Source organism: Rhizobium sp. Root708, from assembly GCF_001429725.1.
GTDB lineage: Bacteria > Pseudomonadota > Alphaproteobacteria > Rhizobiales > Rhizobiaceae > Rhizobium.
The window spans coordinates 371,886-396,097 of the sequence record NZ_LMHV01000001.1; the positions used below are offsets into that span (position 1 = coordinate 371,886).

Genomic DNA, 24,212 nt, shown 5'->3' on the forward strand with positions numbered 1-24,212 from the left:
CGATGTTTCGGAAAATTCTTGTAGCCAACCGTGGTGAGATCGCCTGCAGGGTCATCAGGACCGCTCGGCGCATGGGCATCGCGACCGTTGCTGTCTATTCCGACGCCGATGTCGGTGCCCTGCATGTCGAGATGGCGGATGAGGCTGTTCGTCTGGGTCGAGCGCCCGCCGAAGACAGCTACCTCTCCATCGAGCGGGTCGTCGCGGCGGCAGAGCGTACCGGCGCCGACGCCATCCATCCCGGCTACGGCTTCCTCTCGGAGAACGCCGATTTTGCGGCTGCGGTCGGACAGGCCGGCATTGTCTTCATCGGTCCATTGCCATCGGCAATCCGTGCAATGGGACTGAAAGACGCCGCAAAAAGCCTGATGGAACAATCCGGCGTCCCGGTGGTGCCCGGCTATCACGGAGCGGAGCAAGGGGAGGGCCTGCTTGCCGATCAGGCGGCCTTGATCGGCTATCCGGTTCTCATCAAGGCGCGCGCGGGCGGAGGTGGCAAGGGAATGCGCCGCGTCGACCGCGAAGAAGACTTTTCCGAAGCTTTGCAGGCGGCCAAGCGAGAAGCGAAAGGTTCGTTCGGCGACGATGCGATCCTTCTTGAACGCTATCTCCTTCAACCTCGACACATTGAAGTCCAGGTTTTCGGCGACCAGCATGGCAACGTTGTTCACCTCTTCGAGCGGGACTGCTCTCTACAACGACGACATCAGAAGTTGATCGAGGAAGCACCCGCGCCTGGCATGACGCCGGAGATGCGACGCGCCATGGGTGACGCCGCCGTACGTGTGGCCCGCGCGATCGGTTATCAGGGGGCGGGAACCGTCGAGTTCATCGCCGACGTCTCGAGCGGGCTGTCGCCGGACCGCTTCTACTTCATGGAGATGAACACGCGCCTCCAGGTGGAGCACCCGATAACCGAGGCAATAACAGGCGTCGATCTGGTCGAATGGCAGCTTCGGGTCGCGGCCGGCGAGCCGCTGCCGATGAAGCAATCAGAACTGGAGATTTACGGCTGGGCGTTCGAAGCACGGCTTTACGCCGAGGATGCTGCCAGGGGCTTCCTGCCGGCCACCGGGACACTGAAACAGCTCGAGTTTACCGACGTCAGCGCCCGCATCGACAGCGGAGTAAGGGCCGGAGATGTGATATCACCTTACTACGACCCCCTGATTGCAAAAATCATTGTTCATGGGGCGACGCGAGCGGCTGCCCTTTCCAGGCTGAACAGGGCGTTGAGAACGTCTTATGTGGCCGGCGTCACCACCAATCTCGAATTTCTCGGGCGCCTGGCCAATCTGGAGGAATTCAATGCCGGACACCCTGACACAGGCGTCATCGACCGAAATTTCCAGCAACTGACGGAAACCCGTGCTCCTGAAGATGGCGTAATCGCCCTTGCCGCTGTGCTGTCGCTCGAAACGACTTCCCCGCCGGCTCAGGCGAATCCTTGGTCGGCCCTTGGCCACTGGCAGCTTTGGGGCGAGATGCAGCGGATCGTCACGCTCGAATATGAAGGTGGCCACGCAAGTCTGCGGGTTGCCGCCAAGGGTTTCGATTTCTTCGCTGTCCATGACGGCCGTCGCGTCATCCCCGTGAAAATCGTTGGCCGTGGCGAGGGGGCGTACAAGGCGGAAGTCGACGGCAGGCAGGTCGAGGTGAAGGCAGGCGCCGTCTCTCGCCATCTGACCCTGCACCTGGACGGTCTAACGCACGCATTTCGCCTTCCCGATCCACTCAGCGAAGCAGCAGAAGATGACGAGAGCGAAGACCGTTTGGTCGCCCCCATGCCCGGTCTCGTCAAAATTGTCCGGACGGAGAAAGGTGCCGTGGTTTCCAAAGGCGCGCCTCTCGTCGTGATGGAAGCCATGAAGATGGAGCTCAGCCTGGTTGCGCCACGCGATGGGACGATCGATCTGGTCGATGTCTATGAAGGGCAGCATGTCGGCGAAGGGACCGTTCTCCTGACGCTCAAAGCGGAGGAAACCGGCTCGTGACGGAACAAGCGTTGCTTCCTCGTGACGTCTCGATTGTCGAAATGGCGCCGCGTGACGGACTTCAGAACGAAAAGAGGATCATTCCTACCGAAGCAAAAGTCGCGCTTGTCGACATGATCTCCAACTGCGGTTTCGAACGCATCGAAGTCACGAGCTTTGTCAGCCATAAATGGGTGCCGCAACTGGCGGACGCCAACGAGGTGATGGCCTCGATACGGCGCCGGCCGGGCGTTCGTTATGCGGTGCTGACACCCAATATGCGCGGCTTCGAAGCCGCCATGCTTGCCGGCGCCGATGAAGTAGCGATCTTTGCTTCCGCCTCGGAAAGCTTTTCAAGACACAACATCAACTGCTCGATTGCCGAAAGCATCGAGCGATTTCGGCCGATCGCGCTTGCGAGCAAGGAGAGGGGTGTCCCCTTGCGCGGATATGTCAGTTGCGTTGTCGAGTGTCCCTATGAAGGTGCGGTATCGCCCGACGCTGCCGCTGATGTCGTCGAACAGTTGCACAAGCTGGGGTGCTACGAGATCAGCCTTGGCGATACCATCGGCAAGGGTCGTCCGGAGGCGGTCGACAAAATGCTGCTGACGGTTCTCTCTTCCGCCCCGGCAACCATGCTTGCTGGCCATTTTCACGACACCGATGGCTGGGCGCTTGAGAATATCGGCGTCTCGATCGAGCATGGACTGCGGGTCTTCGATGCGTCTGTCGGCGGCCTTGGCGGGTGCCCCTATGCACCAGGCTCGGCCGGCAACGTGGATACGCTGGCGGTCGCCCATTACCTCTCGCGAAAAGGCTTCCGCACCGGCCTGCTGACGGACAAACTGCAGGAAGCGGCCGCGTTCGCGCATGGCCTGAGGAGCGCGGAGTGATGCCGAAGACGGTCGATATCACCACCGACGCACGGGGCGTTGCCCGGCTTACCTTGAAGCGCCCTGAAAAGCACAACGCAATGTCGCCTGAGATGATTGACGACCTGACGGTAGCAGCACAGAACCTTGGGGCAAATCCCGCCGTCCGCCTTATTGTGCTGGCAGGCGACGGCAAAAGCTTCTGTGCCGGCGGCGATCTCGACTGGATGCGATCGCAGTTTACCGCATCGCGAACTGAGCGAATGGCTGAAGCGAGGCGACTTGCTATGATGTTCAAGGCCCTCAACGATATTCCGAAGCCGCTGATTGCCCGCGTCCAGGGCAATGCGTTTGGCGGCGGGATCGGGTTGATCTCCGTGTGCGACAGCGCTGTCGCGAGCCCGCACGCGCGTTTCGGCCTGACCGAAGTTCGGCTGGGCATCATACCGGCTACGATCAGCCCCTACGTCATCGCCCGGATTGGTGCGCCGGCCGCCCGCCGGTTCTTTGTGTCGGGTGCACTCTTCGACGCGGCCACTGCTTTGAAGATCGGACTTGTGACCCTGGTTGCCAGCGATGATCTCGATGCCGCCTTGAATAGTGAAATCGACGAGTTTCTTGCCGCATCGCCGCAAGCGGCCGCTCGCGCGAAGTCACTGGTCGCTTCCCTATCCAGCGAGGTCACCGCCGAAGTCATCGACGACGTCGTTCGCAAGCTCGCCGATAGCTGGGAGACGGAAGAAGCCCAAACGAAGATCGCAGCCTTCTTCGCGGAACGTGCATCCGGCGGCGTTTAGGATGAGCGATCGAGCCCGGGCCCTGCCATCGACGGCTACGACGGTGAAAACTCTTGACTTGATTTATTCCGATAGTGTCCAACTTTCCCGTTTGGCTCCGTGGGGGATGGGCCGTTCCTCGCCTTCCACGCAGCCCGTCTGTTTGTGCGTCTAAATCGATTCGCATCGTTGATGATTATTGCGCGCGTTTCGTCTGGCTTTCACGGCTAAGGACGTGAAATTGTTCATGCGGCAGTCATATTCGGCAGTGCACAAGGCAACGCTGATCACCACAACCTCGTCTGGATCCAGAACCGACCCATGTCTATTTCCGCCACGTCTCCGAGCTCATCCCGCGAGTCCGAACCGAAGCAGATCGATCATAATGACTCGATCCGTTCGACCTATCTTTCTATCGAAGACATAAAGGCGATGGGCGCTTCCGTAGCGCGTGAGGGTGTGGCGTCGTTGCCCGCCTTTGCTCCCTTCGATTTTTTTGCTCGGCATAAGGAAAACGAGAAGGAAATTCTGCGCGTCTACCGGACGACGGCGGCGGATGTGGAATCCGGCGAGACGATTACGCCAGCCGCTGAATGGCTGCTGGATAACCACTACATCGTCGAAGAGGCGATCCAGGAAGTCCGCCGCGATTTTCCGAAGCAGTTCTACCGCGAACTGCCGACGATCTCGGTCGGCGGCGTCCAGGTTCCGCGGACGCTTGCGCTGGCGTGGCTCTATGTTGCGCATACGCACAGTACAATCTCGCAGGAAAGCCTGACGGCGCTCGTCGACGGCTTTCAGGAAACAGAGACGCTGCGGATCGGCGAACTCTGGGCACTGCCATCCCTCGTTCGATACGTCCTCGTCGAGAACCTGCGGCGCATTTCGATCCGCGTCGAACGCAGCCGTCGCATGCGCCGGCAGGCAAATGATGCCGCCGATGCGCTTGTGCGCCTGACCGAGCCTGGCAAAGCGGCGGAATACCTGAAGTCGCTGGAATCGCTGGCGGAAGACAATACGTTCTCGACGCAGTTCCTCTACCGCATGCGGGATGGCTCGCAGGCGTCGAGCCTCGCGATTGCGTGGCTCGACGACCGGCTGGAAGCGCTGGGACGAGATACCGAAGGTACGACGATGGCGGAGCACAGCCGCCTGTCCTCCGGTAACGTCACGATGGGCAACATCATCCGTAGCCTGCGCGAGATCGACGACACGGAATGGTCGGTCTGGGTAGAGCAGGTAAGCCATGTGGACAGGCTGCTCTGGGAAAACTCGGACTACGGCGTTCTGGATTCCGGATCACGCAACAAGTATCGCAAACAGATTGAGAAGCTCGCCAAGCGCTCGACGATGAGCGAAATGGAGATCGCGCAGCTCGCGCTCGATATGACGGACGAGGCGCGCAGCGCCGAAGAGCCACAGCCTCACGAACCGAACGTTGGCGGCTTCCTGGCGGGAATGCAGCGCCCGAAGCTCGAGGCGAGAGCGACCTATCGTCCCACACTGGTCCAGCACTTCGTCCGTGCCGTACGCAAATTCAACTGGTTGTCGATCGCGGTTCCCGTGGTTCTGCTGACCATCATCGCCATGGTCATCGTCGGGCGTTTCATGTCGCACGCGGGCATGGGCCCGGCTGAAATCGCACTCCTGCTGATCATGTTCGCATTGCCGGCATCCGAAGGCGCGACCGGTCTCTTCAACACCGTGCTTTCCTTCTTCGTTACCCCGGCACGCCTCGTCGGCTACGAGTTCAAGGAAGGCATTCCCGAAGACGCCCGGACGCTGCTCGTCGTTCCCTGCCTGATATCGAACCGGGATAGCGTCGACGAACTTGTCCGCAACATCGAGGTTCACTACCTCGCGAACCCGCGTGGTGAAATCTATTTCGCATTGCTGAGCGACTGGCCGGACAGCCAGGTCGAAGAAACCGCTGCGGACTTGGAAGTTCTTGACTACGCCCGCCGCGAAATCGCCAATCTGTCGGCACGCTACGCTTACGATGGCAAGACGCGTTTCTACCTCCTGCACCGCCGCCGCCTGTACAACCCTTCCGAAGGCGCATGGATGGGCTGGGAACGCAAGCGCGGCAAGCTGCACGAGCTCAATCTGCTCCTGCGCGGCGACCGCGACACGACCTATCTTCCGGGCGCCAACGTCGTGCCTGAGAACGTCCAGTACGTAATGACTCTCGACGCCGACACGCGCTTGATGCGCGACACGGTTACGAAGCTTGTCGGCAAGCTCTATCACCCGATCAACCGTCCGGTGCTGAACCCGGCGACCGGACGCGTCGAAAGCGGCTACGGCGTTTTGCAGCCCCGCGTGACGCCGTCGCTGACAACAGGCAAGGATGCCTCTGTCTTCCAGCGCGTCTTCTCGATCAACCGCGGCCTCGACCCCTATGTCTTCACGGTCTCGGACGTCTATCAGGATCTTGCCGGCGAAGGCACCTTCACCGGCAAGGGTCTTTATCACGTCGATGCCTTCGAAGCCTCTCTGAAGGGTCGCATCGAAGAGAACGCGGTTCTCAGCCACGACCTTCTCGAAGGTTCGATGGCACGCTGCGCACTCGTCACGGACCTTGAACTGGTCGAAGACTTCCCGACCCGCTACGAGGTGGAAACCTCCCGCCAGCATCGTTGGGCGCGTGGTGACTGGCAGCTACTTCCTTACATGTTCAACCCCAAGCACGGCGTCACCGCTCTCGGCCGCTGGAAGATGTTCGATAACCTGCGCCGTTCGCTGACGCCGATCGCCTGGTTCTTCGCATCTGTGCTTGGCTGGTACTTCATGGACCCGCTCGGCGCGCTGGTGTGGCAGATCCTGTTGATCTTCTGCCTGTTCGTTGCCCCGACGCTATCTTTGATCAACGGCATTATCCCGCGGACGAGCGACATCGTGGCTCGCGCCCACCTTTACACAGTCTGGTCGGATATCCGCGCAGCGAATGCCCAGGTGGCATTGCGCATCGTGTTCATCGCCGACTCCGCCTGCATGATGGCGGATGCGATCGGTCGCTCGATTTACCGTCTGTTCTTCAGCCACAAGCTGATGCTCCAGTGGCGCACAGCAGCGAGCGTGCAGGCCGGCAAGCAGGGCACGGTCGCGTCCTACTACAAAGCGATGTGGCATGCGCCCGTTCTCGCCATGCTCGCCCTAGCATTCGCGGCCCTCTCCGGCGACAAGGCATATCTCGTCGGCATCCCGTTCGCGCTGCTGTGGATCCTTTCTCCGCTCGTCGCCTATTACGTCAGCCAATCGGCAGAGACGGAAGATCGGATGCACGTCCCCGATGCCGTTTCCAGCGAGCTTCGCAAGATCGCGCGCCGCACCTGGCGCTACTACGAAGCGTTCACGACGGTAGAACAGAATTACCTGCCGCCTGACAACGTTCAGGAAACACCGCACATCATCGTGGCCGCGCGCACGTCGCCGACGAACATCGGCGTCTACCTTCTCTCGGTCGTTTCCGGACGACATTTCGGCTGGTTCTCCTTCGAGGAGACGCTCGAACGGCTCGAGCAGACGATCGCGACCGTCGACAAGATGGAGAAGTTCCGCGGCCATCTGTTCAACTGGTACCACACCGACACGCTGCAGACGCTTGGGCCGCGGTACGTTTCCGCCGTCGACAGCGGCAACCTCGCCGGTCACCTGATCGCCATCTCGTCCGCTTGCCGCAACTGGGCGGAAGCGCCTTCGGCGCATATGCAGGGCAACCTCGACGGCGTTGGCGATACCGCGGGCATCCTTGCGGAAGCGCTGGCGGAACTGCCTGACGACCGCAAGACCGTGCGTCCGCTGCGCCGCCGCCTGGAAGAACGCATCATCGGTTTCCAGAATGCGCTCGCAGCCGTGAAGCGAGAACACGAGTTCGCGTCGATCCGCATCATCAACCTGGCAGTCCTCGCCCGCGACATCCAGAAACTGGCGGCAAACCTCGACCACGAGGTCAAGTCGGCGCTGAGCGCCGAGGTCACCCGCTGGGCGGAATCGCTGGTAAAGGTCTGCGAAGCGCATATCTCCGACAGCACCTTCGACCTCGCCAACATCGACGCCCTGCGGCCGCGCCTGGTCGCACTGCGCGACAAGGCACGCGATCTCGCGTTCTCGATGGATTTTGGCTTCCTGTTCCGTCCGGAACGTCGCCTGCTGTCGATCGGCTATCGTGTCGAGAGCGCCGAGCTCGATCAGGCCTGCTACGATCTGCTCGCCTCCGAATGCCGTCTGACCAGCCTCTTCGGCATCGCCAAGGGCGACCTGCCGACGGAGCACTGGTACCGTCTCGGTCGCCAGGTCGTGCCGGTCGGATCGCGTGGCGCACTTGTCTCCTGGTCCGGCTCGATGTTCGAATATCTGATGCCGCCACTCGTCATGCAGGAGCGCGGCGGCGGCATTCTCAACCAGACCAACAATCTGGTTGTCGTCGAGCAGATGAACTATGGCCGCAAGCTTGGCATCCCGTGGGGTATCTCGGAAGCCGCCTTCAATGCGCGCGACCATAACCTGAACTATCAGTACACCAACTTCGGTGTTCCATCGCTCGGCCTCAAGCGCGGCCTCGGCCACAATGCGGTCATCGCGCCTTACGCTTCGCTTCTCGCCAGCCAGTACAATCCGGAAGCCGCACTCGAGAACCTCGAGCGTCTGCGCAAGCTCGGCGCGCTCGGCAAGTATGGTTTCTATGACGCGGTCGACTTCACGCCGACGCGCGTGCCGGAAGGCAAGACCTGCGCGATCGTCCACAACTACTATGCACACCATCACGGCATGTCGATCGCGGCCGTTGCCAACGTTGCCTTCAACGGCCATCTCCGGGAACTCTTCCACTCGGATCCGGTCATCGAGGCTGCGGAACTTCTTCTCCAGGAAAAGGCACCGCGCGACATCCCCGTCATGAGCGGCAAACATGAATCCGATACGCCCGCCAGTATCCATGACGATCTGCTGCGTCCGGAACTACGCAAGATCTACAATCCGTCGGAACGCGACCGGGAAGTGGTCTTCCTCTCCAACGGTCACTATTCCCTGATGTTGACCGCAACAGGTGCCGGTTACGCACGCTGGAACGGCCAGTCTGTTTCGCGCTGGAAATCCGACCCAACGGAAGATCGCTGGGGCAGCTTCATCTTCCTGCGCGACACGACGACCAACGAATGGTGGTCGACGACGGCGGAACCGAAGAGCGTCGAAGGCGAGCAGGTCAAGGTTCTCTTCGCTGACGAGAAGGCGGAGTTCACCAAGACCGTCGGCGATCTGACCAGCGAAGTCGAATGCATCGTTGCCACCGAACACGATGCGGAAGGCCGCAGGCTGACGCTGATCAACAGCGGCACCGAAGATCGCTTCATCGAGGTCACATCCTACCTTGAGCCCGTGTTGACGACCGATGATACCGACAACGCTCACCCCGCCTTCGCGCGCATGTTCGTGAAGACGGAAGTCGGCAAGCGGGGCGACGTCATCCGTGCCGAACGCAACAAGCGTGATCCGAACGAGCCGAACATGGCCGTTGCACACCTAATCGTCGACAGTGCCGGCACATCGCGTCACACGGAGTTCGAGACCGACCGTCGCAAGTTCCTGGGACGCGGCCGTAGCTTGGCTAATGCCGCGGCTTTCGATGCCGGTGCAACGCTTTCGGGCACAGACGGCTTTACGCTCGATCCGATCCTGTCTCTGCGGCGCACCGTGCGCGTCCCGGCCGGCAAGAAGGTCAGCGTGATTTTCTGGACGATCGCCGCGCCGACCCGCAACGAGGTCGATCAGGCCGTCAACCGCTACAGGCACGCTGATGCCTTCAATCACGAACTCGTCCAGGCATGGACGCGCACGCAGGTGCAGATGCGCCATGTCGGCGTGACGTCGCAACAGGCGGCGGCCTTCCAGTATCTCGGCCGCCACCTCGTTTATCCGGATATGCATCTACGCGCTGATGCCGCAGCGGTCGAAGCAGGCATGCAGTCGCAGTCCTCGCTGTGGCCGCTGGCGATCTCGGGTGACTTCCCGATCTTCACCTTGCGCATCAATGATGACATGGACCTCGATATCGCCCGTGAAGCGCTGCTGGCCCAAGAATACCTGCGCTCACGCGGCGTGACGGCAGACCTTGTCATCATGAATGAGCGGGCTTCCTCCTATGCTCAGGACATGCAGCACGCGGTCGACCAGATGGCGGAGAACGTGCGTCGTCTGGGCCAGGCCGATGGCTTGAGGCAGCATATCTTCACGGTTCGCAAGGATCTGATGGAAGAGGCGACGTACCACGCGCTCATTTCCGCGTCGCGCGTCACCTTCCACGCCAAGAACGGCAAGATCATCGATCAGATCAACCGTGCCGTCGCCCTGTTTGCCCCCTCCAAGGAGGAGCAGCAGGAGCTGGAGCGGGCAGATCGCGCAAAGCCTCCGACCAAGCGCATCACGCCTGCAGCGCCGGCAGCGGTTCCGGGTGTACAGATCGAAGAAGAGGGTGATCTCAACTTCTGGAACGGCATCGGCGGCTTCTCCGGCGACGGCCGTGAATATGTCGTGCGCCTGGCAGGCGGCACGTTTACGCCGCATCCGTGGATCAACGTGATCTCGAACGAGAAATTCGGGTTCCACGTGTCGGCGGAAGGCGCTGGCTTCACCTGGAGCACCAACTCGCGCGATTATCAGCTGACCTCATGGTCGAACGACGCTGTCATCAACCGGCCCGGCGAAGCGATCTATGTCGTGGACCGGGATAACGGTGCCGTCATGACACCTTATGCTGCCCTTTCTCAGCGGCCGGACGTTCGCTTCGAAGCGCGGCATGGCCTCGGCTACTCGGTCTTCTCGAGCGTTCAGAACGAGCTGGCGCTTGAGCTGACGCAGACGGTCGACCGCGAACGGCCGGTGAAACTACAGCGGCTCCGGCTACGAAACACCGGCGCCACGGCGAAGAAACTGCGCCTTTACGGCTATGTTGAATGGGTCCTCGGCAACAACTCGCAGAAGACGGCCCCATTCATCCTCTCGGAGCATGACGCCGAAGCTGATGCCCTTTTCGCGGGTAACAACTACAGCATCGACTACTCTGGGCGGATTGCCTTCTGCGCCGCGAGTGAAAAGATCTCGAGCTTCACCGCCAGCCGCCGCGAATTCATCGGCAAGGCGGGAACCATCCAGGCGCCGAAGGCTGTAAATAGCGGTGCTGTGCTCTCGAGCGCTTGCGAACTCGACGGCGATCCGGCGGCTGCGCTTGCGATCGACATCGAGGTCGCAGCCGGTGAAGAACGCGACATTGTTTTCTACCTCGGCGATACCGCCACAAGGGAAGAGGCGCGCGCCGTCATTGCCGGAGTGAAGCAGGTCAAGTTCGATGATGCGGTTCATGCGAACCGCGACTTCTGGCAGCGTTTCACCGGCAAGCTGCAGATTTCCACGCCTGACCAGGGCATGAACAACCTCGTCAACACGTGGTTGCCCTATCAGAGCCTCGGTTGCCGCATCATGGCCCGGACGGCCTTCTATCAGGCGAGCGGGGCATTCGGCTTCCGAGACCAGTTGCAGGATTCGCTTGCCTTCGTGCTGCACGAGCCATCGATCGCGCGAAAGCAGATCCTCAATGCGGCCTCACGGCAGTTCCGTGAAGGAGACGTGCAGCATTGGTGGCTGCCGGGCACCGGCGCTGGCGTTCGGACGATGATCTCCGACGACGTGGTCTGGCTGGCTTATGCCATCCATCACTACTGCACCGTCACAGGCGACAAGAGCGTGCTCGACGAGCAATTGGCCTTCGTCGAAGGGCCAGAACTCCTTGAAGGTCAGCACGACTCGTTCTACCGGCCGGAGATTTCCGAAGACAAGGTGAGCGTTTACGAGCACGCTGCGATGGCGCTCGATCTTGCGATCGAACGCAAGGGTGCCAACGGCCTGCCGCTCTTCCTTGGCGGCGACTGGAACGACGGCATGAACCGCGTCGGCATTGGCGGCAAGGGCACGAGCGTATGGCTCGGCTGGTTCCTTGCCGGCGCGCTCCGCTCGTTCGGCGCTTACGCCGAGGAACGCGGCGACACGGTTCGGGCCACGCGCTGGGCAACACACCTCCAGGAACTCAAGGCGGCACTCGAAACCGCCGCCTGGGATGGTGCCCACTACCGCCGCGGCACCTTCGACGATGGCAGCTTGCTGGGATCGAAGGAAAGCCTCGAATGCCAGATCGACTCCATCGCGCAGTCGTGGAGCGTTCTTTCCGGTGAAGGCGACACGGCCCACTCCGCCAAGGCGATGGAGTCGGTTCTTTCGAAGCTTGTCGACTTCGACGCAAGGATCATCCGGCTGTTCACGCCACCCTTTGCCAACTCCGCCAAGGACCCGGGCTATATCAAGGCCTATCCGCCCGGCGTGCGCGAAAACGGAGGGCAGTACACGCATGCGGCAACCTGGGTGGTCATGGCACTTGCCGAGCTCAATAGAGGCGACGACGCATTGCGTTGCTTCGATCTTCTCAACCCGATCAGCCATGCCCGCGATGTCGCATCGGCCGAACGCTATCGGGTCGAGCCCTATGTCATTGCTGCCGATGTCTACGGCGAAGGCGCGTTGACGGGTCGCGGCGGCTGGACGTGGTACACAGGCTCGGCCGGCTGGCTTTATCGCGCTGCCATCGAGGGCATTTTGGGAATCCGGCTAAAGGATGGTCGCCTTCATGTTCGTCCGGCATTGCCGAGCGCGTGGGAAGGCTTCTCGGCGGAGATAGAGCATTCGGGCGCTAAATATCTCATTTCGGTCTCAAAATCGTCCCATCCGCGCGGTTACGATGTGACCATCAACGGACGCGAAGTCACCGATCCCGACGAGGGATATCCGGTCGGATAACCAGCATCTTCAAGCTTACCATCCGGCGTTTCGTTGCGGCCAAAAGGGAAACCTTTTGGCCGCAACGGCGTTTGCAAGACGGAAAGCAGGAGAGGTTCATGTTATCACGGCCAGACACTAATCATGTCGGGAAGGCTACCATTTCGGCCGCCGCAAACGGGAAGCGCGATACGAGGCTCGACGTTCTCCGGGGCTTGGCGCTGATAACGATCTTCATCAATCACGTCCCAGGGCAGATTTTCGAGGCCCTCACGACCAAGAACTTCGGCTTCTCCGACGCGGCCGAGGCATTTGTCCTGATTTCGGGAATCGCTGTCGGACTTGCCTACGGCGCCCGCTTCGAAGTTGCGTCATGGCTGGTAACGGCCAAAAAGGCTGCCAAGCGTGCCTTCACCCTCTACCTCGCGCATATGATCACGACGTTCATGACCCTTGCGCTCTTCCTGACGGGCGCCTGGATATTCCACCGTCCGGGTCTGCTGTGTGAGATCAATATCCTTGCAGTCCTCACGAACCTGCAGGCTGGAATTCCCTCGCTGCTACTGCTCGGGCATCAGATTGGCTACAACAACATCCTGCCCATGTACGGCGCGCTGATGCTGATCGTACCCGTTGTCCTGCTGTTGAATGCCCGGAGCCCGCTCCTCGCACTGGCAGTATCGGGTAGCGTCTGGCTGGCTGCCGGCGTCTTCGAGATTGCTCCTCACAATACGTTGATCGAGGGGTACTGGTTCCTCAACCCACTGTCCTGGCAATTCCTGTTCACGATCGGCATCGTCGGCATGATGCATGTTCGCAATGGCGGAAAGCTTCCGGCTCACCCGCTCCTGATGCTTCTGTCGGCGAGCTATGTCGCACTGTCGTTCGTTTGGGTGGTCGGCCAGTACTGGGGCCTCGGAAACGCTCTTGCTTCCCTAGGCCTGCCCCCTGTCTTGACCGGCTTCGACAAGACATTCCTGTCGCTACCGCGTCTTCTGCATGTCCTGGCGCTTGCCTACCTCGTGATCAACATTCCGGCTCTCTCCCAGCTTCTGCGCCGCTCGGAAGACAATCCCCTGGTAATCTTCGGTCGCCATTCGCTGAACATCTTCGTCGCCGGTACCATCCTTGCCATGGTCGGGCAGGTCATCCTCTACATCAACAATCGAGATCAGATCGTTGGTCCGATCTTCGTCGTCCTCGGCATCGCCCTGCAGTTTGCCTATGCGTACCACCTTGAGCGCAAGCGCAAGCTTGGCCGGGCAGATCGCCCCCAGCTGGCCCATCGCGGGATGCAACCGGTGCCGGTTCGCGCCAGCCATATGCGGGATATGAAACGAAAGTGAGACAGGCGGTATTGGCCCGCGTCGCGGCGCAAAATTCTTGACTCTTGGGCAAAATCTTTTATGAGCAGCTTTGGAAAAGGAATATCCATGGTTCGCGACGAACACGCCATTGCTGTGAGCAATGACCAGGCACCAAGTGCCGGGATGGATATTGCCGTTCCGGTTTCTTCCAAAACCAAGGCCAAAACGACGACGAAAACCGTCTGACGTCTCTGGCCTGCCGCTCTCTCCCCGGCCCGGCTGGGGACAGGAAGCCGCGATCCATTCGCCGCTTCCCCCTCACCGGACAAGAGGAGAGAAGAGAAAGAGAGCTTGAGAAATGGGTTTTAAAGTTGCGATAGCGGGAGCGACCGGAAATGTGGGCAGAGAGATGCTCAACATCCTTTCCGAGCGTGGTTTCCCGGTAGATGAAGTTGTAGCGCTGGCATCGGCCCGGTCGCAGGGAACGACGGTTTCCTATGGCGACAAGACGCTGAAGGTCGCCAATCTCGAGAACTACGATTTCTCCGATACGGATATCTGCCTGATGTCTGCTGGCGGCGAGGTCTCCAAGAAGTGGTCGCCGAAGATCGGTGCGCAGGGCTGCGTCGTGATCGATAACTCGTCCGCGTGGCGCTATGACGCCGACGTGCCGCTGATCGTGCCGGAGGTCAATCCGGACGCCATCACGCAGTTCACCAAGCGCAACATCATTGCAAATCCGAACTGCTCGACCGCCCAGCTGGTCGTCGCTTTGAAGCCGCTGCACGATTTCGCGAAGATCAAGCGCGTCGTCGTGTCGACCTACCAGTCGGTATCCGGCGCTGGCAAGGACGGCATGGACGAACTCTTCAATCAGACCCGCGCGGTATTCGTCGCCGATCCGATCGAGAACAAGAAGTTCACCAAGCGCATCGCTTTCAACGTCATCCCGCACATCGATTCGTTCATGGAAGATGGCTACACGAAGGAAGAGTGGAAGGTTCTTGCCGAGACCAAGAAAATGCTCGATCCGAAGATCAAGGTAACCTGCACCGCCGTGCGTGTTCCTGTCTTTATCGGCCACTCTGAATCCGTGAACATCGAGTTCGAGAACGAAATCACTGCGGATCAGGCGCGCGATATTCTTCGCGAAGCACCGGGCTGCCAGGTCATCGACAAGCACGAGAACGGCGGCTACATCACGCCTTACGAATCCGCTGGCGAAGACGCGACTTTTATCTCGCGCATTCGCGAGGACGCGACGGTCGAGAACGGCCTGAACATATGGGTGGTCTCCGACAACCTGCGCAAGGGCGCTGCCCTGAATGCGATTCAGATCGCTGAACTGCTGGTAAATCGTGGCCTCGTAAAGCCGCGCAAGCAGGTCGCCTGAACGAATTGTTAACCATGTCTTGATAAGCCCGGTCTAAAGGTCGGGCTTATTTCAGGCGCGGAATCAAAACCGTTTTCCGGGCTTGCAAGAGTTGCCGTGACAATATCGCCAAGCGTCAGGTGTAGCCTGTCCGTGGCTGGGTAGATCGGGATCGGGGTATCTTCATGCGCTTAAAAAGACTTTTGTTAGCCACGATAGCGGCTGCGTCCATTTTCCACGTCGTTCCGGCGATAGCCGAAGCGGCACAGTGCGGCAATACCGGCGCAGGCTTCGATGCTTGGGTCGTCTCCTTCAAGCAGGAAGCCGCAGCCAATGGCGTGAGCCCTTCTGTCCTCGACAAGGCCTTTGCCAACGTCGTCTACAATCGCCCGACGATTTCGGCTGATCGCGGCCAGAAAAGCTTCAAGCTTTCCTTCGACGCCTTCATGCAGAAGCGCGGCGGTGCGACAATCATCACGCGCGGCAAATCCATGAAGCGTGCAAACGCACAGCTCTTCGCAACGATCGAGCGCCGCTTCGGAGTTCCGGCCGGCCCACTGATCGCGATTTGGGGCATGGAAACCGGCTTCGGCAGTTACATGGGCAATCAGCACACCATGTCCGCTGTTTCGACCCTGGCTTATGATTGCCGCCGCTCCGCCTACTTTACTGACCAGCTCTACGCCGCTCTACAGTTGGTATCCGAAGGCTACCTGAACCCGCAGGCACGGGGTGCCGCGCACGGCGAGATCGGCCAGACGCAGTTCCTGCCCCGTAACGTCGTTCTTTACGGCGCGGATGGTGATGGTGATGGTCGTGTCGACATGGTCGGCTCGCGTGCGGACGCGCTGGCTTCCACAGCGAACTTCCTGAAGGGCCACGGCTGGCAGCCCGGCGCCGGCTATCAGCCGGGCGAGCCGAACTTCACGGCCATCGCGGGCTGGAATGCCGCAACCGTGTATCAGCAGGCTATCGCCTATATCGGTCAGCAGATCGACGCGAACTAACGTTCGCAGAGCGCGTCGGGGGAGACCTCGACGCGCTTCTTATCAGGCGTCCGGACGAATGAAGTCCCGCGTCTCGGCGTCCATGACCCAGAGCTCGCCGGTCGAAATATCGAACCAGGCACCATGAAGCTGGATCTGACCAGCGTCTTCCAACGCCTTGATATTGGGAAACGTCCGCAAATTCTCGATCGAATTACGGATGGAAACGCGCTCCAGCGCGGTTTGCCGTTCCGACGGAGTCATCACGTCATTGCTCTGGATCTGCTCGGCGGCCGGCCGCACAAGTGACATCCAACGACCGATGAAATCGCCCGGCGAAAGCGGCTCAGCGTTCGGATCGAGCGCGGCCCGGATGCCACCACATCGACCGTGACCCATCACGACGATATCCGACACCTTCAGAACCTGAACAGCAAATTCCAGCGCTGCAGAGGTCGCATGGAAATGACCGTCCGGTTCGTAGGGCGGGACCATGTTGGCAACGTTGCGGACGACGAAGAGCTCGCCCGGTCCTGAATCGAAGATCAGTTCCGGAGCTGCCCGGGAGTCGGAACAGGCAACGACCAGCGTGCTCGGGCTTTGACCATTCTCAGCCAACGTCTTGTATCGATCGCGGGCATCGGCATAACGCCCGCTCATGAAGTTTCGATAGCCGTCTAGAAGGGTATTTGGAAAACGCAGCATAGCTCTCCGCTTATAGTCAGGACCCAACAATATCAACCGCCACACTTTAGAATGACAGCCGCTCGATATCTAGCGCCGATGTTTCTGCGCAGGATGGATAAGCCGACGCATTTGCACCATCGCCATTGGAGTGGAAAGGCTGGATGCATCGCTGGCCAGCGTGAGCTCGTCACTGCCGCGCTTCACAGCGCGCGCCAGCACCTCATAGACGCTGGCTGTCGCAAGCTGCAGGGCTTTTTCGTCCTCCATGCCTGAGAGCAGGCGCGAGAGGAAGAGAGCTGCCAGCAGGTCGCCCAAGCCGTTGGGCGGATTCTCGATCATGCGATGCTCGGCGAGCAGCGCATGCCGCCCGGACAAGTAAAGGTTTCCCGTTCCTCCGGCCATCATGGGTACCGCAGAGGTAACGAGCATTCGCGGTGGCCCCAGTGAAAGCGCCGCATCCATGATGTCGATGTTGCTTTCCAGCGGCGCGCCAGCCAGCCAGGACAGTTCGTAGCGGTTGGGCGTTGAAAGCGACGCCAGCGGTATCAGATGGTCACGTATCGCTTCGGCGGTTGCCTGCGGAACGTAGAGGCCGCCAAAGTCACCCATAACTGGATCACAAACATAAAGCAGCTCAGGATTTTGCTCCCGCAGAGCGGTGATAAGCCGCGCCACCGAGCGAGCCTGCGCCGCATTTCCGAAGTAGCCCGACAGAACCGCTTTCACCTCGCCGATCCACGGGGCGCGAATAAGATCGTCAACCGCCGCGTCGAAGTCGCTTTCGGCAAAGGTCAAACGCGTCGATCGGCCATGACCCGGATGCCACGGCAGCACGATCGTTGGCAATGCCCAAACTTGATGCCCCAGTGTCTCGAGAGAGAAGACCGCAGCACGATTTCCAACGGAGCCACGCACGACATGACTGGAGATGACGATGACTGTTCCTGCGGCATTCTGCGACATGGCATCCGATCCGTTTGTGGCCTCGCGTTGATCGTCTTTTTACTGTTCGACTGTCAACTCTTCGTCACGAGAAGATGATCTGTCTTGCGGGAACGGCCGGTGCGGATTTAGCGAGTCCTAACCTTTTCGAATCCGGCGAGAATTGCGATAAAAACGCACGAAAACTATCTCCGATGCCACTATTTTAGAGATTTTTCCGCCAAATCTTCTGCTAGTCTCCCGAAATCAGGGAAGTGAGGAAACATTTTCAATGGCTGCTCGAAATAATCCTAAACGAGAGAAACAGATCGAAAGCGCCGCGAAGATCGCGGCAGCGACGGGAGAGAACTTTCTCGCACCCGAGGTGCTGTTTGGCCGCGCCAGCGGAGATGATCTCGAGCGCTATACGCCGGAAATGCTCGCCCTGTCCGCGATCCATTGCGCCCAGGAGCTTTCCGCCTGGACCGGCACTGCACCGCGCATCAGCATAGAGACCGTCGCGAACGTCGAACCCGATGGCATCGCCGTCTCGATCCTATCGGTCACCGACAACAATATGCCCTTCCTTTATGAGTCAGTGATGGGCGAGGTGACGAGCACCTATCGCGATCTCTTCATGGCGGTGCATCCGATCCTGGTCATCGAGCCGGGAAGGGCCGCTGAGCTCTATTCATCCGACCATGCCAGCGAACCCGCCAACCGCGTCAGCCATATACAGCTCCACCTCGCGCCGCTGACCGGAGCGCAATCCGCGGATCTCATCAAGCGCATCAAATTAGTGCTTGAGCAGGTGCGACTGACGGTTTCCGACTGGAAGCCCATGCTTGCAAAACTGAGCACCGTCATCGACGAACTCGCATCGCACAACGCTGGCCGACGCAAGGCTGATCGCGACGAGGCCCTGGCATTCTTGAAATGGCTTCGCGATGCCAATTTCACCTTCCTCGGAATGCGTGAGTACGTCTATTCTGGGAAAGGTTCCAACGCCAAGGTCGAACGCGGCAAGGGAACCGGACTGGGCATACTTGCCAACCCCGATGTTCTGGTGCTTCGCACCGGCAAGGACGCGGTCACGACAACACCTGAGATTCTGGCCTTCCTCGACGGTCCCGAATTCCTGATCGTGACGAAGGCGAATGTGAAGTCGATCGTGCATCGCCGCGCCTACATGGACTATGTCGGGATCAAGCGCTTCGATGCCGATGGAAATGTAACCGGCGAACTGCGCATTGTCGGGCTTTTCACCTCGACGGCCTACACGTCCCTGGCGGCGGAGATTCCGCTCCTGCGATCGAAGATCGCGAAGGTGAAGGATCACTTCGGGTTCGACCCGATGAGCCACTCCGGCCGCATGTTGGACAACACGCTGGAATCCTACCCGCGCGATGATCTGTTCCAGATCGACACGACCCTGCTCGCAGGCTTTGCCGAGCAGATCAATGATCTCGCGGACAGACCACGGGTCAGGGCTCTGCCGCGCATCGACCATTTCGATCGGTTTGTCTCGGTTATCGTCTATGTGCCGCGCGAAGAGTATGACTCTATCGTACGCGAACGGATCGGCACCTTCCTGAAGACCGTCTATGACGGCCGCGTTTCGGCTTACTATCCGGCGTTCCCGGAAGGCGGCGTCGCGCGCGTCCATTTCATCATCGGCCGCTCCGGCGGCAAGACGGCGCGTATCCCGCAGGTAAGACTCGAAGAAGCGATCCGCGCAATCACCGCGCGCTGGGACAGCCAGTTTGAACTGCTTGCCGGGCCGAAGGCACCGCGTATTTCCGTAAGCCATGCCTTCCAGGACCTGTTTCCACCGGAAGAAACCTTCAGCGATCTCGCCGACATCACCGCCTGCGCATCCGGCGAACAGATCCGTATCGCTTTCTATACGCGGTCGAAGGACGGCAAGGATCTGCTTTGCCTGAAGATCTTCCATGCCGGCGATCAGTTGGCTCTGTCTCGACGCGTGCCGCTCTTGGAGAACCTCGGCTTCAACGTCGTCAGCGAAGGCACATTCGAAATCGATGTCACGTTGAACGACGGTTCGGAACGACTGGTTGTTCTTCACGATATGGAACTGGAGGCACGGGGAAGCGGCAAAATCGACCTGGAGCGCCACGGTGCCACACTCGAAGAGGCTTTTCTGGCAGCTTTCGGCGGCGTCATCGACAATGACAGCTTCAACCGGCTGATCGTGTCGGCAAGCCTCTCGGCCCGCGAGACGAGTGTCCTGCGCGCCTATTCGCGCTATCTGCGTCAGGCCGGCATTGCCTACTCTCAGGACTATATCGCGAATACGCTAGACAAGTATCCGGCTATCGCCGCGCTAATTTTCCGCCTGTTCCACGAGGCGCTCGACCCCAAGCTGTCTGAAAAGAACCGCGGAAAGAAGGTGGTCGAGCTTCACGACAAGATCGAAAGCGCTCTCGCAGACGTGCCGAGCCTGGACGATGACCGTATCCTGCGCCGCTATGTGAACGTCATCGACGCCACCCTGCGCACCAACTATTTCCAGCGCAGCGCCGATGGCTCGGCGAAAGCGATGCTCTCGTTCAAACTCGATCCGCAGCTGATTGAAGGCCTGCCGCAGCCGAAACCGTTCCGCGAAATCTTCGTTTACGGTGTTGAGGTCGAGGGTGTGCATCTGCGCTTCGGTCGCGTCGCTCGCGGAGGCCTGCGCTGGTCGGACCGCGCGGAAGATTACCGCACAGAGGTGCTTGGCCTGGTCAAGGCGCAACAGGTCAAGAACGCCGTCATCGTACCCGTCGGCGCAAAGGGCGGCTTCTATCCCAAGAAGCTGCCGGTCGGCGGCAATCGCGATGAAATCTTCAATGCTGGTCGCGAAGCCTACAAGACCTATATCCGCACGCTGCTTTCGATCACCGACAACATTTCCGGCGCCGATATCGTGCCTCCCGACAATACGGTTCGGCTCGATGGCGACGATCCGTACTTCGTTGTCGCCGCCGACAAGGGCACTGCAACCTTCTCCGATACCGCCAACGCGCTGTCTCAGGAAGCCGGCTTCTGGCTCGACGATGCATTCGCCTCTGGCGGCTCTGCCGGCTACGATCACAAGAAGATGGGCATCACGGCGCGCGGCGCGTGGGAGACGGTGAAGCGCCACTTCCGCGAAATGGACATCGACATCCAGACGACGCCGTTCACCGTTGCAGGGGTGGGCGATATGTCCGGCGACGTCTTCGGCAATGGTATGCTTCTGTCTCCGAAGATCAGACTGGTCGCAGCATTCGATCACCGCGACATCGTGATCGATCCGGAGCCGGATATGGAAAACACGCTGGCCGAACGGCAACGCCTGTTCAACCTGCCGCGATCGAGCTGGCAGGACTTCGACAAGAGCGTTCTTTCCGAAGGGGCGATGATTATCTCACGCTCGGCGAAATCCGTTTCGCTGACCCCGCAGGCAGCGGCCGTGATCGGGATCGACAAGACAGTCGCGACACCATTCGAGATCATCACCGCCATCCTGAAGAGCCAGGTTGACCTGCTTTGGTTCGGCGGCATCGGAACCTACGTCAAGGCGGCCTTCGAGACCGACGCCGAAGTGGGCGACCGCGCAAACGACCCCATCCGCATCAGCGCGGAGGACGTGCGTGCCAAGGTCATCGGTGAGGGCGCAAACCTGGGGGTCACCCAGCGCGGCCGTATCGCTTACGGTCTGCGAGGCGGGCGCTGCAACTCCGACGCAATCGACAACTCCGCCGGCGTCAACACCTCCGACGTTGAAGTGAACATCAAGATTGCTCTAGCGGCTGCCATGCACGATGGGCGCCTGACGAGAGGAAAGCGCGACCAGCTTCTTTCCTCGATGACAAGTGAAGTCGCAGATCTCGTTCTCCGGAACAACTATCTGCAGTCGCTGGCAATATCGCTGATCGAACGCAAAGGGACGGCAAACGGCCTCGAACTCGCACGCTTCATGAATGTGCTGGAAGCCGCCAAGCAGCTCAATCGCAAGGTCGAGCTGCTGCCGGACGAGACCGTCATGACCGAACGCTATGCCGCATCCAAGCCGCTGACGCGTCCTGAGATCGGCGTGCTGCTGTCTTACGCAAAGATCGTCTTGTTCGACGCCTTGGCAGCCAGTGAACTGCCCGACGATCCCTATTTCGCGGCAACCCTGTCACAATACTTCCCCGCCAAGATGCGCAAGACGAACGCCGCCGACATCGGAAGCCACCGTCTGCGCCGCGAGATCATCGCCACCGTTCTTGCCAATGATGCCATCAACCGGGGGGGGCCTGGTTTCGTGGTCAGCATGATGGATGCGACGGCTGCCGCTGCGCCGGAGGTTGTCCGTGCCGCGATCATTGCGAGGGACGGCTTTGACCTCACCAAGCTTTGGGCCGAGACCGACGCCTTGGACGGCAAGATATCAGGTGCGATGCAGAACAGGATCTACGAAGAGATCAGCCATGTCTTCACGGTGCTGACCCGCCTCCTGCTCAAGATGCAGATGACCAAGGGCGACATGTCCGAGACGATCGAGCGACTGCGCGCGGCACTCAAGAAACTGCAGCCGGTCTTTGCCGGGCAGGTTGTTCCGGAACTCGAAGCTCGCCAAGGCGAGTACCAGAGCGCCGGCGTTCCGGAGAAGCTTGCCGCCGAGATCGCGCATCTACTGCGGTTCGTCCTTGTGCCCGAGATCATGCAGATCGCCGAACGAACCAGCGAGCCGCTGGTACGCTCCGCGGAAAGCTACTTCGCCGTAAGCCAGACCTTCAGAATTGGGCGTCTGCTTGCTGCCGGCGGCCGGATCGTCACGTCGGATCATTACGATTATCTGGCGCTTGCGCGCAGCCTCGATCAGATTGCCAGCGCAAGGCGGGACATCGTTGTGTCAGCCCTCTCCAATCATGGCAGCGAGAAGCTCCCCGTTCATGCCTGGCATGCGAGCGATCGTATCAAGATCAACCGCATCGCCGAGGAACTCTCCACGCTCAGCGAAAACGGCGATCCAAACCTCGCCCGCATAACAGTTGCTGCCGGTTTGCTGACCGACCTTGCACGAGATGGGATGAGGTGAGACAGTCCGCTCCAAAAATTGGAGCAGACCGGTGAATCGCATTGACTGGACGGGAGCCCGACCTGCAAAAGCCACAAGGGCAGGCATTTGGGGCTGGATGTTCTTCGACTGGGCGGCTCAACCGTTCTTTACAGTTGTTACGACCTTCATCTTCGGGCCGTACTTTGTATCGCGGTTGACCGCCGATCCGGTCTCGGCCCAGACGATGTGGAGCAACATGGCAACGATCTCTTCGGTGATCATTGCCATCCTTTCTCCGATCCTGGGTTCGATTGCCGACCAGTCGGGCAGGCGCAAGCCGTGGATCGGCTTCTTCGCCGTCATCAAGATCGCCAGCCTGTGCGGCCTCTGGTATGCCGCACCGGGCTCACCGGTTATCTATCCGATGATCTTCATGATCTTCGCCTCGATCGCCGCCGAGTTTTCGATCGTCTTCAACGACTCGATGATGCCACGGCTCGTTGGCAGCGACGAAGTTGGCAAGCTCTCGAACACCGCCTGGGGGCTGGGTTATCTTGGTGGCATGATCGTTCTGATCACGGTCGTCGTTCTGCTGGCTGGTAGCCCCGAGACCGGCAAGACCATTCTTGGCTTCACGCCGCTGTTCGGCCTCGATCCGCACACCGGCGAGGATGCGCGCATTACCGGCCCGATATCGGCGGGCTGGTATCTGGTTTTCATCCTGCCCATGCTTTTCTTCACACCGGATGCCGCGCGCGGACGGCCCTTGAGGAGCGCGATCCGCGTCGGACTGTCCGAATTGAAAAACACTCTGCGGGAGCTACGAAACCGGCCCGGTATCCTTCGCTTCCTGATAGCGCGCATGATCTATCAGGACGGCGTCAATGGGTTGCTTATCCTCGGCGGCGCCTTCGCTGCCGGCATGTTCGGCTGGGCGACGATCGAGATCGGCATCTACGGTATCATCCTGAATGTCGTTGCGATCTTCGGCTGCCTCATCGCCGGATATATCGATTCCCGTATCGGGTCGAAAGTGACCGTGCTCTTTAGCCTGACGATGTTGCTGCTTGCGACCATCGGGATTGTGTCGACGGGACCCGGCTATACGCTTTTCGGTCTGGTCTCACTGCCTGCCGCGGATAGCGGCGGCCTTTTCGGGACGGCTGCGGAAAAGGCTTACATTAGTTATGGTTTGCTGATCGGGCTCGCATTCGGCCCGGTCCAGGCCTCGTCACGATCCTATCTCGCCCGCAGCGTCTCCTACAGCGAAGCCGGACGCTATTTCGGCATCTATGCCCTGTCGGGCAGAGCGACGAGCTTCATGGCGACACTGCTGTTCTCGGCGGTCACATTTGCTTCCGGCTCGTCGCGGCTCGGCATGGCAACGCTGGTGCTGTTTCTTGCAGGCGGATTGGCTCTTCTGATCCGTACGCCCTATCCGGCGGACAGGGCGTAGGATTTCGTCAAGT

At 60.1% G+C, this 24,212-nt stretch carries 11 protein-coding genes; 9 read left to right on the forward strand and 2 right to left on the reverse strand.

What is annotated here, in order from left to right; translation table 11 throughout:
* Window positions 1–2 precede the first annotated feature (2 nt).
* The 7 genes from ASE04_RS01815 to ASE04_RS01845 all read left to right on the forward strand — a co-directional run bounded on the left by ASE04_RS01815 (window position 3) and on the right by ASE04_RS01845 (window position 16,127).
* Complete coding sequence (locus ASE04_RS01815; protein WP_056810985.1) at window positions 3–1,994, forward strand: acetyl/propionyl/methylcrotonyl-CoA carboxylase subunit alpha; 1,992 nt, start codon at window positions 3–5, stop codon at window positions 1,992–1,994.
* Window positions 1,991–2,866, forward strand: a complete 876-nt coding sequence (locus ASE04_RS01820; RefSeq protein WP_056810988.1) for a hydroxymethylglutaryl-CoA lyase — start codon at window positions 1,991–1,993, stop codon at window positions 2,864–2,866. Before ASE04_RS01815 ends, ASE04_RS01820 begins: the two co-directional genes overlap by 4 nt.
* Window positions 2,866–3,642 (forward strand): crotonase/enoyl-CoA hydratase family protein, encoded by a 777-nt coding sequence (locus ASE04_RS01825; RefSeq protein WP_056810991.1) that lies wholly within the window; start codon window positions 2,866–2,868, stop codon window positions 3,640–3,642. The genes ASE04_RS01820 and ASE04_RS01825 overlap by 1 nt, the downstream gene beginning before the upstream one ends.
* A gap of 300 nt (window positions 3,643–3,942) precedes the next feature.
* Window positions 3,943–12,462: a GH36-type glycosyl hydrolase domain-containing protein gene (locus tag ASE04_RS01830; protein ID WP_056810995.1), complete on the forward strand. Its 8,520-nt coding sequence runs from the start codon at window positions 3,943–3,945 to the stop codon at window positions 12,460–12,462.
* A gap of 98 nt (window positions 12,463–12,560) precedes the next feature.
* Entirely contained in the window at window positions 12,561–13,787 is a 1,227-nt protein-coding gene (locus ASE04_RS01835; protein ID WP_056810999.1) for an OpgC family protein, read from the forward strand.
* Between the two features lie 319 nt (window positions 13,788–14,106).
* Window positions 14,107–15,141 carry an aspartate-semialdehyde dehydrogenase gene (locus ASE04_RS01840; protein WP_056811002.1) on the forward strand — a complete coding sequence of 345 codons (1,035 nt, stop codon included), beginning with the start codon at window positions 14,107–14,109 and terminating at the stop codon, window positions 15,139–15,141.
* 164 nt (window positions 15,142–15,305) lie between these two features.
* Complete coding sequence (locus ASE04_RS01845) at window positions 15,306–16,127, forward strand: lytic murein transglycosylase (RefSeq protein WP_056811005.1); 822 nt, start codon at window positions 15,306–15,308, stop codon at window positions 16,125–16,127.
* A gap of 42 nt (window positions 16,128–16,169) precedes the next feature.
* Here ASE04_RS01845 and ASE04_RS01850 read toward each other — a convergent pair whose 3' ends face one another.
* Together ASE04_RS01850 and pdxY are read right to left on the reverse strand one after the other, a co-directional pair.
* Window positions 16,170–16,811, reverse strand: coding sequence for a carbonic anhydrase (locus tag ASE04_RS01850; protein ID WP_056811008.1), 642 nt, complete (start codon window positions 16,809–16,811; stop codon window positions 16,170–16,172).
* A 69-nt stretch (window positions 16,812–16,880) separates the two neighbouring features.
* Window positions 16,881–17,756: a pyridoxal kinase PdxY gene (pdxY, locus tag ASE04_RS01855; protein WP_056811011.1), complete on the reverse strand. Its 876-nt coding sequence runs from the start codon at window positions 17,754–17,756 to the stop codon at window positions 16,881–16,883.
* A gap of 250 nt (window positions 17,757–18,006) precedes the next feature.
* Between pdxY and ASE04_RS01860 the strand changes: the two genes are divergently transcribed.
* Window positions 18,007–22,782 (forward strand): NAD-glutamate dehydrogenase, encoded by a 4,776-nt coding sequence (locus ASE04_RS01860; RefSeq protein WP_056811014.1) that lies wholly within the window; start codon window positions 18,007–18,009, stop codon window positions 22,780–22,782.
* A 31-nt stretch (window positions 22,783–22,813) separates the two neighbouring features.
* Window positions 22,814–24,199, forward strand: a complete 1,386-nt coding sequence (locus ASE04_RS01865) for an MFS transporter (RefSeq protein WP_056811017.1) — start codon at window positions 22,814–22,816, stop codon at window positions 24,197–24,199.
* Window positions 24,200–24,212: the final 13 nt, after the last annotated feature.

Bases quoted from the DNA above. Each gene is read 5' to 3' on its own strand.
- ASE04_RS01825 (WP_056810991.1), top strand. From the start codon at position 2,866: ATGCCGAAGACGGTCGATATCACCACCGACGCACGGGGCGTTGCCCGG.
- ASE04_RS01860 (WP_056811014.1), top strand. From the start codon at position 18,007: ATGGCTGCTCGAAATAATCCTAAACGAGAGAAACAGATCGAAAGCGCC.
- ASE04_RS01850 (WP_056811008.1), bottom strand. From the start codon at position 16,811: ATGCTGCGTTTTCCAAATACCCTTCTAGACGGCTATCGAAACTTCATG.
- ASE04_RS01815 (WP_056810985.1), top strand. From the start codon at position 3: ATGTTTCGGAAAATTCTTGTAGCCAACCGTGGTGAGATCGCCTGCAGG.
- ASE04_RS01835 (WP_056810999.1), top strand. From the start codon at position 12,561: ATGTTATCACGGCCAGACACTAATCATGTCGGGAAGGCTACCATTTCG.
- ASE04_RS01845 (WP_056811005.1), top strand. From the start codon at position 15,306: ATGCGCTTAAAAAGACTTTTGTTAGCCACGATAGCGGCTGCGTCCATT.
- ASE04_RS01830 (WP_056810995.1), top strand. From the start codon at position 3,943: ATGTCTATTTCCGCCACGTCTCCGAGCTCATCCCGCGAGTCCGAACCG.
- ASE04_RS01840 (WP_056811002.1), top strand. From the start codon at position 14,107: ATGGGTTTTAAAGTTGCGATAGCGGGAGCGACCGGAAATGTGGGCAGA.
- pdxY (WP_056811011.1), bottom strand. From the start codon at position 17,756: ATGTCGCAGAATGCCGCAGGAACAGTCATCGTCATCTCCAGTCATGTC.